Below are 12,855 nucleotides of genomic sequence, written 5' to 3' on the forward strand. Positions count from 1 at the left end.
ATGACTTTATTTAGAGATTATATACATTAATCACTATCAAATAGATGAGGTTTTCTATTTTTGCCAATCGAAATGCCGCTCATGAACTTCAAATATTCAAAAAAAGATAAACTAAAAAGTAAAAAGCTAATCGAACAGCTTTTTACAGAAGGAAAAGCAGTCACGGCATTTCCACTCAAATTAATATATCTTAAAACAGAATTTGAAGATGGCTCGCAACTCAAAACAGGCGTTTCCGTAAGCAAGCGGCTGCACAAAACTGCGGTTTCTAGAAATCGCATAAAACGTTTGCTCCGTGAAGCCTACAGACTAAATAAACCTCGATATTTTAACAATAGTTCTGCTTCTTTTGCGTTTATGATTTTGTACCTTAGTAAAGATGGAACAACTTTTGATAAACTAGATACGAGTATGAGATTGTTGTTTAAGAAATTTATCGACAAAACCGCTGACTAATGAAAAAATCTATATATAAAAAATTGCTAATTCCAGCCTTGGCTGTGCTTATCTTTTTTAGTACAACAGCTTTTAAAAATGACTTTTTTGAAATCGCCAAGCAAATAGAAATCTTTACCACATTGTTTAAGGAAATCAACATGAACTATGTTGATGATACCAATCCAGGCGACCTCATGGATACGGCTATAAAAAGTATGTTAGACGATTTAGATCCTTACACGCAATTTTATAACGAACAAGATGTAGAAGCCTCTAGAATCAATAATGCTGGCGATTATACAGGTATTGGAGCAAGGGTTTTAACTCTAAAAAACAAATTGGTTATTGTAGAACCTTACCAAAATTATGCGGCTGATAAAGCTGGTCTTAAAGCTGGGGACGAAATTATAAAAGTAGATAATGTTAGCGTTGCTGACTTTAAAGATGATGCCGCCAATTTATTACAAGGAGCCGCTGGTACAGAAGTTTCCATAACGTATAAACGTCAAGATAAAATCAACACGGTAAAGATTATTAGAGAATCCCTAGAAATAAAAGCGGTACCACACTACTCTATGGTCGATGATAAAACGGGTTATGTAGTGCTTAGAAAATTTAATGACAAAGCCTCTTCAGAAACTATTAGAGCCATTAAAGCCTTAAAAAACCAAGGCGCCACACAATTAATTTTAGATCTTAGGGGAAATCCTGGAGGTTTACTTCATGAAGCGGTTAATGTAACCAACATTTTTGTTCCCAAAGATCAATTGGTTGTTACTACCAAATCGAAAGTAAAGAAATACAACAAAACCTACTATACCCAACGTGAAGCTATTGATACCGAAATTCCTCTTGTTGTCTTAATAGATGGCAGTAGTGCTTCGGCAAGTGAAATTGTTTCTGGTGCTTTGCAAGATATGGATCGTGCTGTTGTCGTCGGAACGAGAAGCTTCGGAAAAGGTTTGGTTCAACGACCTAAGCCATTAACGTATGGTACACAAATGAAGATTACCATTTCAAGATATTATACGCCCTCTGGCCGTTGTATTCAGGCATTGGATTATTGGAATCGTGATGAAAACGGAAAAGCTACAAGAACCCGACAAGAAAATTATAATGCCTTTAAAACCAGAAGTGGACGCGATGTATATGATGGTGGAGGTGTACAACCCGATATTGAAGTCGAATTTGCCAAACAAACCCCAATTACCAAAGCTATATCTAATGAAAATTTAGTGTTTAACTTTTCAACAGATTATTATTACAATCATAATGTTGAAGATTTACAAAGTTTTGAGTTGTCGGATGCTGAATTTAAAAACTTTAAAAATTATATAAAATCCAGTGGTTTTAGTTTTGAAACCAAAACCGAAAAAGCCTTAACAAATGCCATTAAGGTTGCGAAGGAAGAAGAACTTGATGCCGTTATTTCGTCAGAATACAAGGATTTAACCGAGGCTTTACAGTCTTATAAATCCAACGCTATAGATGAAAACAAAACACAATTAAAATCATTGCTAACAGATGAAATTATTAAGCGCTATTTCTATAGTGAAGGTTTATATACCTATTATACGGCTCATAATATTGAAATCAAAAAGGCCTTGAGTATTATCAATAATCCTACTCAATACGCGAGTATTTTGAGATAGAACTTATTTTTTTCTATATTTAGCGTCATAATTGTTTTCAGTAAGTAGTAAAATTATATTAAAACATAACTGACATAATTATATTAATTTTATCATATTACTTAAAATTAATAGCGTTATTAAAGTTTACATGTGACGAATGGCAACAATAGAAAATAACACATGAAACCCCTAATTGTCTTTTTATGCCTTTGTTTTCAGCTCACTTTTTCTCAAAAAGAACTGAAACACGAAGTCTATTTTGAAACCGATCAGCACGATATTCCCGAAACTGAGCACAGTCGATTATTGCTTTTTTTATCTAAAATTGAAGATATAGATATAGGTAAAATTTCAATATACGGCTTCACAGATGATAGAGGAAGTGATAACTATAATTTGGTTTTATCCCAAAACCGGGCTGATGCCATAAAAGAGGTGTTTTCCAACAATGAGTTTGACGAATCGGTAATTACCAATGTGGATGGCAAAGGGAAAATTTTAGTCAATATTGTACATGAAGACAACCTTAGTAAAATTCGCGGATTAAACCGTAAGGTTGAAATTATAGTCACTCCCGTTTTTCCGCCAAAACCCAAAGAAGAGAAAAAGGAAACACTAGAAACCGCTGATATATTAAAAGGCGATCTAAAGGAAGGGGATAAAATTTTACTAGAAAATTTGCTTTTTAGAACAGGTTATAGTTATCTAACAAAAGATTCCAAAAAGGTATTGGATAAAATTGCAGAGGTTCTTGCAGAACGTACCAATATTTATTTTACAATTGAAGGCCATGTGTGCTGCACACAAGGCAATAGAGATGCTGTAGACCGTAAAACAAAAAAGAGAAACCTTTCTGTAGCGAGAGCAAAATATGTCTATGATTATCTCGAGAAAAAAGGGGTAAAACATTACCGGATGAAATTTGTAGGTATGCGAAGGAAAGAACCACTTGGTGGTAAACCAGAATTGGATAGACGTGTGGAAATCTTAGTGACTAGGATTTATGATAAAGAAAAATAATCTAGACACGATCTGGTAATCGCAACATAGAAATATGTGGAATGCCATCTTCCAAATACGCCTCTCCTTCTTCAACAAATCCAAGATTATTGTAAAATTTTTTTAAATAACACTGTGCAGAAATTTTAATTTCTGTTTCGTTATAATGTGTTTTAATGGCATCTATGGAAGCTTCCATAATTGTATTTCCATGTTTAAACTTACGTTCATTAGACCTAACCACTACTCTACCAATACTCGCTTTTTCAAAATAATCACCTGGTTTGAATAATCTGGTATAAGCCACTAATTTCTGTCCGCTATACCCTAAAATATGGAGTGCATTTTGGTCTTTTCCATCGATATCTTGGTACACACAATTTTGTTCAACAACAAAAACTTCACTTCTTAACTGAAGTAAATCGTAGAGTTTTTGCGTTGTCAATTCTTGAAAGGTCTTTACTTCTATAGTTAGCATTATAAATAATTAAAAAACATTCCTCTTATATTAATCTTGTACAATCACATCCTTAGCATCACTCTTGCTAAATTCTGGTTGAATATTTATATGATTGATATCGTAATTTTGAAATATAAATCCTTCAATTTTAGTCAGAATAACATCGAATTCTGATAATGAAATATCTTTTTCAAAATCAATGTGCGCTTCAAAATGAATTTCTTCTTCATTCAACTGCCAAACATGTACATGATGTACGTTTTTAATCGTTTCAAAACTGTTCAGTTTATTTACAATTTGTTCCACAGGAATCGTGTCTGGAGTAAATAACATGAGCACTTTTGTAGATGATTTTAATAAATCGAATCCCATCCAAATTAAATAAATAGCAATAGCAAAGGTCAACACACTGTCTATCCACCAAATTTGATAAAATTTCATTAGTAAACCACCAACCAGAACGGCTACACTCGCCATCATATCTGTCAATAGATGTAAGTAAGCGCTTTTCATGTTCATATTATCTTCTGCATTTTTTTTCAATAATAACACACTAAAACCATTGCCTAAAATAGCAACAGCAGACAACCAAATCACTAAATCTGATTCAATTTGGTGTGGATCCTGAAAACGTTTTATAGCTTCAACAATAAGAAGTACCGCAACCACAATTAAAGTGGAAGCATTGATAAAAGCAGCCAAAATTTCAGCACGTTTATAACCAAAAGTCCGTTTTAAAGACGCTTTTCGTTTTACTAATCTATTAGCTATATAACTAATGATTAAAGAGATCACATCACTAAAATTATGAAGTGCATCGCTTAATAAAGCTAAACTACCCGACAATAAGCCACCAACAACCTGAGCAGCTGTAATAGCAATATTTAAAAATATAGAAATTAATAGATTACGACCATTTAGATCGTTACTATGGGAATGATTATGATGGTGTGAATGTCCCATGTTATATCAATTTAAAATTGATACCTAACATGATAATGGAATCTTATCCACACGGTTTTGATGACGACCGCCTTCAAATTTAGTTTCTAAAAAGGTATCTATCATTTTTATGACTTGTGGAATAGAAGTATATCGTGCTGGAATACAAATAATATTGGCATCATTGTGTAAACGTGTGAGTTCTGTGATTTCATTTGTCCAACAAACACCAGCTCTGACATGTTGATATTTATTGGCAGTTATGGCCACACCATTGGCACTACCACAAATAAGAATTCCAAAATCCACTTTTTTTTCTTCAACATCTTTTGCTACAGGATGCACAAAATCTGGATAGTCCACACTATCTAAAGTATCCGTTCCGTAATTGTTAAGCGTGTAACCTTTGCCTTCTAAATGGTTTACGATAGCGAACTTATAATCTGGTCCTGCGTGGTCATTTCCTATTGAGATATTCATGTTTTAATTATTTGACTTTATAAACACAAAGTTACAAATAATAAAAGTCAGAGAATTGAAAGAATTAATACTTATCAATAATAGTACATAACGCTTTAAAAGCAAAAAAACCTTGAGCGATGTCTCAAGGTTTTTCTAACTTTAATTTATAAATTTTGCTTATGATTTTATTAGTTTTCTGGTAAAACTACCTTTATCTGTTGTAATTTTTACTAAATACAGACCAGATGCTAGATGGCTTGTGGAAACATTTTTATTTGTAGTTTTCAGAATTAGTTTTCCTGAAACATCATATAAACTTACATCGTTTACCGTACCATTATTTTTTAATATAACATTCAATTCATCTTTAACTGGATTTGGACCAACAAAGGCTTCAGATATATTAAAATCTGAATTACTTAAAAACTCTGCACAGTTTTCACTGTAACCACAAGAAATATCTTTTTCCCAATTAGTATAAATTCCTGTTCCTGCGTTGGCAGCATCTTCATCGTCCACGTTGATACAATCCAAGTTTGGCGTATTCAAAGTATTTAAGTTTGTAAGTCCAGAAAAACTACTCACATCTAAAGTGTTTATTGCCGTATTAGAAACATTTAATTCCGCTAATAATGTAAAATCTTGAATACCTGTTAAGTCAATAACATTTGTATTATTTAAATCTACAGTAGGTATATTTTTTATATTATCAAAAGGTACATAATCATTTAGCGGTCCTGAATCAAAACCTTCAGCTATTAAATACTGCTCAAATACATCATCTGGTACATAAGTACGGTCACATATTTCACTATAACTACAACCCTCATCTTTTTCCCATCCAAAGTAGACGCCCAATCCAGAATTTGCAGCAGATTGATCCGCTACTGCAATACAATTTAATTTTGGTGTATTCGTAGTCTTTAAAGTGGTCAAATTTAAATTAGTACTTACATCTAAGCTATTAATATCAGAATTAAAAACAGTTAAAAATGTTAAAGCTGTATTACTACTTATATCTAAACTTGATATTGAAGTATTTGCAACGCTTAAAGAAGTCAATAGTGTATTAGCACTAACGTCTATATTGGTTATAAGTGTGTCAGAGGCATCTAAAATAGTCAAAGCTGTATTAGCGCTTAAATCTAAACTGGATATAAAAGTGTTATCCACATACAACGTATCTAAAGCCGGATTGAATGATAGATTTATGCTACTTAAAGCCGTATCATTTGCATTTAAAAGCGTCAATGCCGTGTTATTAGTTACGTCTAACGTAAGTATTAAGGTACTGGAAACGTTTAGAGTAGTCAATGCCAGAAAATCGCCAATTCCACTTAAATCAGTAACATTTGTACCACTCAAATCCACTGAAGTTACAGACGTTAAATTATCTGTTGTTACATAATTGTCTAAGACCGTGTCATAGCCTTGGTCTATCAAATACTGCTCAAAAATATCGTCTGGAACGTAGGTTTGCTGAGCAAACGAAAAGTTTAAAAATAATACACTAAATACTAGAGTAGTGTAGAGTAATTTTGATTTCATAATTAAAAGTTTATATGTTAATAGATACTGAGGGAGTACAATAGTATATCAAGTTTTTTAAACTATTATCATTTTAGTTTTTCATCGATTTTTTAAGCAAAAAAAAACACAAAATCGATTTAATTTGTACTTTGTAGGTAGTAAACAGCTAAGGTGTAATCAATTAATAAATAAGAATATTTAGCTATGAATTACATTTCTCTAACATAACACTTCTAAATTCATAAAATTTGTATTAAATAAACTGTAACAACTAAGCTTATAACTTGTTAATAAGTGTTCACAAGTCTTTAAAACTAAAATTAGTTTTATCCATTTATTTTTACAAACCAAAATACAGATGAGATAACCTAATTAGTTAGCTATTTTTTTCGAGTGAGTTATTAAGTATCATTTATAGAGAAGTGAACAGTTTTTTAGTAAAAACATATCAGTCATTTCTATTAACATCGGTTATCAACAGCTGTTAATAGCTTTTTGATTTAGCTTTAAAATGAAGCAGTTATATGTAAACTTAGTGTTAACTAAACTATAGTAAATTGTAAACAACGAGGAATAAAAACAAAACCAAAAAAAGTTATAGCCACTATTAACAACCTATAATAACCATCATTTTATTTTTTAAATTTTAAAAGAAAAATGATAATATGTATATATGTGTTGATAACTAGAATTTACATTAATTTAACGCTAACTAAACACTATTTCATTTTAATAACGTAACTTTGCAGCAAACTTAATAACTTTTTACCGTGGTCACTGAGCGTAGTCGAAGTGAAAACGTTATTCTCTCTTCGCCTTAATTAAGTTTAAAAATGTCATTGCGAGCGCAGCGTGGCAATCTCACTTTAAGAGATTCTTCGTTTCACTCCAAATGACAAATACATTCAATAAGATTACAAATTAAATGACAAAAAAGAAAAAAAGGAAATCATCAAATAATAAGATTTCCAACCTCACAAATACAATTCTTGGTATTTTAAAAAAAGATAGAAATTCAACCTTTAACTATAAACAAATTGCAGCTAAAATTGGCGTCAATGATGCTAGTAGTCGCAACCAGATTATAAAGAAACTACAACAGCTTAAAGCTAAACAAGAGATTGAAGAAGTTGATCGTGGTAAATTTAAAGCCGTAGTAAATACCGAGTATCATACAGGTATTTTAGATTTGGCAGCCAAAGGAAATGGTTATATAATTTCAGACGATTTTGAAAACGACGTTTTCATTGCTTCAAACAATATCAACAAAGCTTTGCATGGCGACGAAGTAGAATTTTACGCTTATAAAAGGAAACATAGAGGCAAACAAGAAGGAGAAATTACCAACATTATTAAACGTGCAAAATCGGAATATGTTGGCACCATTCAAATTCATGAAAAGAAGAATTTTGCCTTTGTGGTGGCAGATAACAATAAAATGTACACAGATATTTTTGTGCCCATCAATAAAACGATGAAGGCCGAAGATGGGTATAAGGTGTTGGTAGCTTTAGAAGATTGGCCAGAAAAAGCAGATTCGCCTAACGGTAAAGTCATAGAAGTTTTAGGAAAACCAGGAGAACACAGTACGGAAATCCATGCAATTTTAGCAGAATATGGTTTACCAAACGAATTTCCTCATGAGGTTGAAGCCTACGCTAACAATATTGATTTAGAGATTAAGCCTGAAGAAATCGCTAAACGACGCGACATGCGTAAAGATTTAACCTTTACCATAGATCCAAAAGATGCTAAGGATTTTGATGATGCCTTATCCTTTAAAATTTTAGATAACGGTTTGTACGAAATCGGAATCCATATTGCAGATGTTTCCCATTATTTACAACCTGGAACAGTATTGGATGATGAAGCTTACGAACGCGCAACATCAATTTATTTAGTGGATAGAGTGGTACCAATGTTACCAGAAGTATTATCAAATGGTGCCTGTTCTTTACGTCCAAATGAAGAAAAATATACCTTCTCTGCCGTGTTTCAGATGAATGATAAATGCGAAATTAAAAAGGAATGGTTCGGTAGAACGGTAACTTATTCTGATGCCCGTTTTGCTTATGAAGAAGCACAGGCAATTATAGAGCGGAATGTCAAATTGAGCACAGTTGAAGCGCAAAAGAATCCAGAAAAAATAGATACCATAATCCCTACTGAAGTTTCTTTAACCGAAAAAGAATACAAAACCTCAAAAGATATCGCTTTTGCTGTATTAAAAATGAATGAGCTGGCCAAAAAAATGCGATCCAGACGTATGCGAGAAGGCGCTATTTCTTTTGATAAAGTGGAAGTGAAATTCGATCTGGACGACGAAGCAAATCCAGTTGGTGTATTCTTTAAAACTAGTAAGGATGCCAATAAATTGATAGAAGAATTTATGCTATTGGCCAACAGAAAGGTTTCAGAATTTGTTGGAAAACAAAAGAAAACGTTTGTATATCGTGTACACGACGAACCAGATGAAGCCAAATTAGCACAGTTGCAAACCGTTGTGGCCCGTTTTGGACATAAATTAAATTTTAAAGATAAAGGCAGTATCGCCTCTTCTTTAAATAATTTACTAAAAGATGTGGTGGGCAAAAAAGAACAAAATTTAGTGGATACGCTGACGATTAGAACCATGTCGAAAGCCGAATATACCACACACAATATTGGGCATTATGGTTTAGCATTCGACTATTACAGTCACTTTACCTCACCAATCCGTCGTTATCCAGATGTGATGGCGCATCGCCTATTACAACGTTATTTAGACGGTGAAAAATCCGCTAACGAAGAGATTTACGAAGAGAAATGCAAACATTCCAGTAATATGGAATATTTAGCCACCAAAGCCGAACGTGATTCTATTAAACACATGCAGATTCGTTTTATGCAAGATCATCAAGACGAAGAATTTTTAGGTGTTATTTCTGGTGTAACGGATTGGGGAATTTATGTAGAAATTATTTCCAACAAATGTGAAGGCATGGTAAGCGTAAGGGATATGAAAGACGATCATTACCAATTTGATCAAGACCAATATGCAATGATTGGTAAGAAATCAGGAACTATGTATCAACTTGGGGATGAAGTTATTGTAAAAGTTAAAAATGCAGATTTAACGAAGAAACATTTGGATTTTTACATGGTAGGAAAACCAAATTAGTTTATAGTCTCTAATTAGTTTACAGTAGCAGGTCTGCCCGTAACGAAAAGGCACGTTCGTCCGGGTCGTAGTTTTCAGTAAAAAAAAAGTGATAAGAATTTCACTAATTAGCATTAATCGCTTCTGATACGCTTTGGATTTGTGCCAATTCGTGAAATTCGTGTCAAAAAAGTATTTAGAAGTAAAGAATTCATCTTACAAATGAATTTTTTTTAGTTTTACATTGATTAGTTCATTTCAAAAATCAATAAATCAGAGATATATGTCAATGAAAATCTGTGTAATCTTTGTGAAAAAAACATTATCAATATGATCCTAACAACAACCAATTCCATAGAAAACCATAACATCATAGATTACTTAGGTATAGTAACAGGTGTCGCGATTAATAAAGAAACTGTTGCCATGGGTTTTAGTGCTTCAAAATACTATACAAAATTGCAAAATAGTATAGAAGCCGTAAAGGAAGAAGCATTTCAAACCTTACAAAATAATGCAGCAAATTTAAAAGCAAATGCTATAGTTGGCATTAAAGTTGAAATTGAACTCACAACCAGTAATTATGCCATGGTTTCCGTTACAGGAACAGCAGTAAAAGTTTCGGTATAATAATGAAGACAAGTACAAAGGCAAGCTTATACGTTTTCTTAATATTTGGCGTTACTTATTTAATTGTCAGATTCGGAATTCAAATGGTATTTAAGGATATCAATATCTACTTATTAACAGCAATTTCGGCTATAATCACCGTAATTTTATCACCGCAAAGACGTATTGTTAGGAAACGATCTGGCGACGAAATTCAACTCAAATGGTTGTTCAGTAAAAAAGTAATTACCTTAAAATAAAGAATTAGAGATATGAAGTATATTATCTTAGTAATAGCTTTGATATTGGGTTATAATAGTAATGCCCAAGAATCAATTGAAAAAAAGCTTGGTGAATTTGAAACCGTAAAAGTGTTTGATTTGATTCAGGTTAAAATGGTAGCTTCCGATGAAAATAAAGTCATTATTTCAGGAGAAAACACTAAAAATGTTGAAGTTGTAAATAACAACGGAACCCTGAAAATACGAATGAGTTTAAAAGAAATTTTCGATGGAAATCATACTACTGTAACCTTGTATTACGTCAATGTAGATGTCATTGACGCCAATGAAGGTGCTAATATTACCGTAAATGACGTGATTAAACAATACGAAATAGACTTAAGTGTGCAAGAGGGAGGAGAAATTACAGCAGATTTAGAAACGACTTATGCAAATTTTAAAGCTGTAACTGGAGGTTCTATTCATGTTACTGGAAGCTCAAAAAATCAGGATATTTCTATTTATACAGGTGGTGTTTTTAATGGTAGAGACTTTATTACCGAAAAAGCAGAAGTTAGTATTAATGCTGCTGGAGAAGCAAAAGTAAATGCTACTGAAACAGTGATTGCCAAAGTTAAAGCTGGTGGAACGATATATATTTACGGTAATCCAGAGCAAATTGATGAGAGCACCATACTAGGTGGAAAAATAAAACGTATGTAAACTCGGCTTAGTTTCTTACATTTGTGTAAACAGTAGTTTATACATGTTAGATGATATCTTAACAGCGATTCCGTTCGGAATTATTTTAGCCTTTACCATTGGTCCTGTTTTTTTTGTGTTACTGGAAACAGGTGCGACCAAAGGTTTTACTAGTGCTGTAATTTTCGATTTAGGTGTTATTCTTGCTGACATTGTTTTTATTTTCGTTATCTTTTTAAGTACCGATACACTTTTGGAGAAAATAAAAGACGATCCAAAGTTGCTGGTTTTTGGAGGCGTGCTTTTAATTGCTTATGGTCTTATTAGTTTTATCAAGACAAAAAAATCCTTTAGATCCATCGTAAGGGAACACCATAAAATAGAAATTCCTAAGAAAGATTATGGCAAACTTTTTATGAAAGGGTTTCTACTCAATTTTATCAATATTGGTGTGCTTTTAGGTTGGTTAGGCTTTATAGTGATTGGGACATCGATTACCTCTTCAGATAATGGTGTTTTGATTTTTATTTCTACCATGTTGATTTCTTATTTTCTCACTGATTTAGTAAAGATTGCGGCCGCAAAACGCTTAAGAAGCAAATTGACACCAAGACGTATTTTTAAGACTAAGAAAATAGTGTCTATAGTAATTTTAATCTTTGGTATTTTTCTATTGGTTCAAGGTCTTTTTCCTTCGGTTTATGAAAAAAGTATTGAGCAGATAGAGCGTGTAAATCCTATTGATTAAATCACAAGAAATAAAAATCCCTGAATATAAGTTGAAAGTTTTTCAAGGTGTCTAAAGTTGTAAATTTTAAAGAGAATTGCTTTAGATGGACTAAGTCTTTAATTATTTTTTTTACCAATAAAAACTTCTAAATTTTCTGATAGGCTATTGAGGCGTAAAATTCATGTCTGATTCAAACCGTGTATATATAAATCTAAATTTGTTTAAAATTTAAGAATAAAGCACCCTCGACATAAGATGAAGGTTTCTAGAGGTGTTGAGCGGATTTGAACCGCGTAAATATTAATCTAAATATTCATTAAATTTAAAAATGAAAAAACCTCAACATGAGTTGAAGGTTTCTCGAGGTGTCGAGCGGATTCGAACCGCGTAAATCTTAATCTAAATTTTCTTAAAATTTAAAAATAAAAAACCCTCAACATAAGTTGAAGGTTTCTTGAGGTGTCGAGCGGATTCGAACCGCTGTAGATGGTGTTGCAGACCACTGCCTAGCCACTCGGCCACGACACCCTAACTTCCTGCGTAGGCAGGAATCTCATCAACTAAAACGAGTGTGCAAATATATAAATTATAAACTTTTTAAGCTAGATAGGATTACTTTTTTCGTTTTTTAGTCATTTTAATGGTAACCATCTCAACGTCACCACCAATCGGAGGATTAATTTTACTTACAGCAACTGTGGCTTTGGTTATTAAAGAGGCTTCATTCAAAACACGGTCTAAAATACGTTTGGCAACCGTTTCCAAAAGTTTAGAAGGAACAGCCATTTCTTCCCTAACCACTCTGTTTAAAAGCACATAATCTACTGTATCGCTCAAGGCATCAGATGCTGAAGACGTTTTTAAATTGGCCTTAACTTCCAAATCTACTCTATAATCACTACCAATTGCTGTTTCTTCTTTTAAGCAACCATGATTGGCGAAGACTCTTATGTTTTCAACTTTTATTGTTCCCATAATGCAAAAGTAAT

The 12,855-nt window shown here is 32.7% G+C and carries 13 protein-coding genes and 1 tRNA gene; 8 read left to right on the forward strand and 6 right to left on the reverse strand.

All coding sequences use genetic code 11. The annotated features are described in order from the left end of the window. Nucleotides 1-81: 81 nt before the first annotated feature. The 3 genes from rnpA to HM987_RS18280 all read left to right on the forward strand — a co-directional run bounded on the left by rnpA (nt 82) and on the right by HM987_RS18280 (nt 3,092). Complete coding sequence (gene rnpA / locus HM987_RS18270; protein WP_179009435.1) at nt 82-456, forward strand: ribonuclease P protein component; 375 nt, start codon at nt 82-84, stop codon at nt 454-456. Then, nucleotides 456-2,090: a S41 family peptidase gene (locus tag HM987_RS18275; RefSeq protein WP_179009436.1), complete on the forward strand. Its 1,635-nt coding sequence runs from the start codon at nt 456-458 to the stop codon at nt 2,088-2,090. Before rnpA ends, HM987_RS18275 begins: the two co-directional genes overlap by 1 nt. 162 nt (nt 2,091-2,252) lie before the next feature. Continuing rightward, nucleotides 2,253-3,092, forward strand: a complete 840-nt coding sequence (locus HM987_RS18280) for an OmpA family protein (protein ID WP_179009437.1) — start codon at nt 2,253-2,255, stop codon at nt 3,090-3,092. A 1-nt stretch (nt 3,093) separates the two neighbouring features. Here HM987_RS18280 and HM987_RS18285 read toward each other — a convergent pair whose 3' ends face one another. From HM987_RS18285 to HM987_RS18300, 4 genes are all read right to left on the reverse strand, one after another. Next, a complete protein-coding gene (locus tag HM987_RS18285; protein ID WP_179009438.1) occupies nt 3,094-3,549 on the reverse strand; it encodes a GNAT family N-acetyltransferase in 456 nt (151 codons plus the stop codon). Nucleotides 3,550-3,579: 30 nt separating this feature from the next. Then, nucleotides 3,580-4,494, reverse strand: a complete 915-nt coding sequence (locus HM987_RS18290; RefSeq protein WP_179009439.1) for a cation diffusion facilitator family transporter — start codon at nt 4,492-4,494, stop codon at nt 3,580-3,582. 24 nt (nt 4,495-4,518) lie between these two features. Beyond that, nucleotides 4,519-4,953, reverse strand: a complete 435-nt coding sequence (locus HM987_RS18295) for an RpiB/LacA/LacB family sugar-phosphate isomerase (RefSeq protein WP_179009440.1) — start codon at nt 4,951-4,953, stop codon at nt 4,519-4,521. A 159-nt stretch (nt 4,954-5,112) separates the two neighbouring features. Further along, nucleotides 5,113-6,483 (reverse strand): T9SS type A sorting domain-containing protein, encoded by a 1,371-nt coding sequence (locus tag HM987_RS18300; protein WP_179009441.1) that lies wholly within the window; start codon nt 6,481-6,483, stop codon nt 5,113-5,115. A 907-nt stretch (nt 6,484-7,390) separates the two neighbouring features. Between HM987_RS18300 and HM987_RS18305 the strand changes: the two genes are divergently transcribed. From HM987_RS18305 to HM987_RS18325, 5 genes are all read left to right on the forward strand, one after another. Then, nucleotides 7,391-9,625, forward strand: a complete 2,235-nt coding sequence (locus HM987_RS18305; protein WP_179009442.1) for a ribonuclease R family protein — start codon at nt 7,391-7,393, stop codon at nt 9,623-9,625. Between the two features lie 309 nt (nt 9,626-9,934). Further along, a complete protein-coding gene (locus HM987_RS18310; protein WP_179009443.1) occupies nt 9,935-10,234 on the forward strand; it encodes a heavy metal-binding domain-containing protein in 300 nt (99 codons plus the stop codon). A 2-nt stretch (nt 10,235-10,236) separates the two neighbouring features. Beyond that, nucleotides 10,237-10,473, forward strand: coding sequence for a hypothetical protein (locus HM987_RS18315; protein ID WP_179009444.1), 237 nt, complete (start codon nt 10,237-10,239; stop codon nt 10,471-10,473). A gap of 12 nt (nt 10,474-10,485) precedes the next feature. Continuing rightward, nucleotides 10,486-11,157, forward strand: coding sequence for a head GIN domain-containing protein (locus HM987_RS18320; protein ID WP_179009445.1), 672 nt, complete (start codon nt 10,486-10,488; stop codon nt 11,155-11,157). 43 nt (nt 11,158-11,200) lie between these two features. Then, nucleotides 11,201-11,884, forward strand: a complete 684-nt coding sequence (locus tag HM987_RS18325) for a LysE family translocator (RefSeq protein ID WP_179009446.1) — start codon at nt 11,201-11,203, stop codon at nt 11,882-11,884. A gap of 439 nt (nt 11,885-12,323) precedes the next feature. On the opposite strand, the gene HM987_RS18330 is transcribed toward HM987_RS18325, so the two are convergent. Together HM987_RS18330 and folB are read right to left on the reverse strand one after the other, a co-directional pair. Beyond that, nucleotides 12,324-12,394 (reverse strand) — tRNA-Cys (locus HM987_RS18330). An 84-nt stretch (nt 12,395-12,478) separates the two neighbouring features. Continuing rightward, complete coding sequence (gene folB / locus HM987_RS18335) at nt 12,479-12,841, reverse strand: dihydroneopterin aldolase (protein WP_179009447.1); 363 nt, start codon at nt 12,839-12,841, stop codon at nt 12,479-12,481. Nucleotides 12,842-12,855: the final 14 nt, after the last annotated feature.

Source organism: Winogradskyella forsetii, from assembly GCF_013394595.1.
In the GTDB taxonomy this organism is placed as follows: domain Bacteria; phylum Bacteroidota; class Bacteroidia; order Flavobacteriales; family Flavobacteriaceae; genus Winogradskyella; species Winogradskyella forsetii.

Bases quoted from the DNA above. Each gene is read 5' to 3' on its own strand.
- rnpA (WP_179009435.1), top strand. From the start codon at position 82: ATGAACTTCAAATATTCAAAAAAAGATAAACTAAAAAGTAAAAAGCTA.
- HM987_RS18275 (WP_179009436.1), top strand. From the start codon at position 456: ATGAAAAAATCTATATATAAAAAATTGCTAATTCCAGCCTTGGCTGTG.
- HM987_RS18280 (WP_179009437.1), top strand. From the start codon at position 2,253: ATGAAACCCCTAATTGTCTTTTTATGCCTTTGTTTTCAGCTCACTTTT.
- HM987_RS18285 (WP_179009438.1), bottom strand. From the start codon at position 3,549: ATGCTAACTATAGAAGTAAAGACCTTTCAAGAATTGACAACGCAAAAA.
- HM987_RS18290 (WP_179009439.1), bottom strand. From the start codon at position 4,494: ATGGGACATTCACACCATCATAATCATTCCCATAGTAACGATCTAAAT.
- HM987_RS18295 (WP_179009440.1), bottom strand. From the start codon at position 4,953: ATGAATATCTCAATAGGAAATGACCACGCAGGACCAGATTATAAGTTC.
- HM987_RS18300 (WP_179009441.1), bottom strand. From the start codon at position 6,483: ATGAAATCAAAATTACTCTACACTACTCTAGTATTTAGTGTATTATTT.
- HM987_RS18305 (WP_179009442.1), top strand. From the start codon at position 7,391: ATGACAAAAAAGAAAAAAAGGAAATCATCAAATAATAAGATTTCCAAC.
- HM987_RS18310 (WP_179009443.1), top strand. From the start codon at position 9,935: ATGATCCTAACAACAACCAATTCCATAGAAAACCATAACATCATAGAT.
- HM987_RS18315 (WP_179009444.1), top strand. From the start codon at position 10,237: ATGAAGACAAGTACAAAGGCAAGCTTATACGTTTTCTTAATATTTGGC.
- HM987_RS18320 (WP_179009445.1), top strand. From the start codon at position 10,486: ATGAAGTATATTATCTTAGTAATAGCTTTGATATTGGGTTATAATAGT.
- HM987_RS18325 (WP_179009446.1), top strand. From the start codon at position 11,201: ATGTTAGATGATATCTTAACAGCGATTCCGTTCGGAATTATTTTAGCC.
- folB (WP_179009447.1), bottom strand. From the start codon at position 12,841: ATGGGAACAATAAAAGTTGAAAACATAAGAGTCTTCGCCAATCATGGT.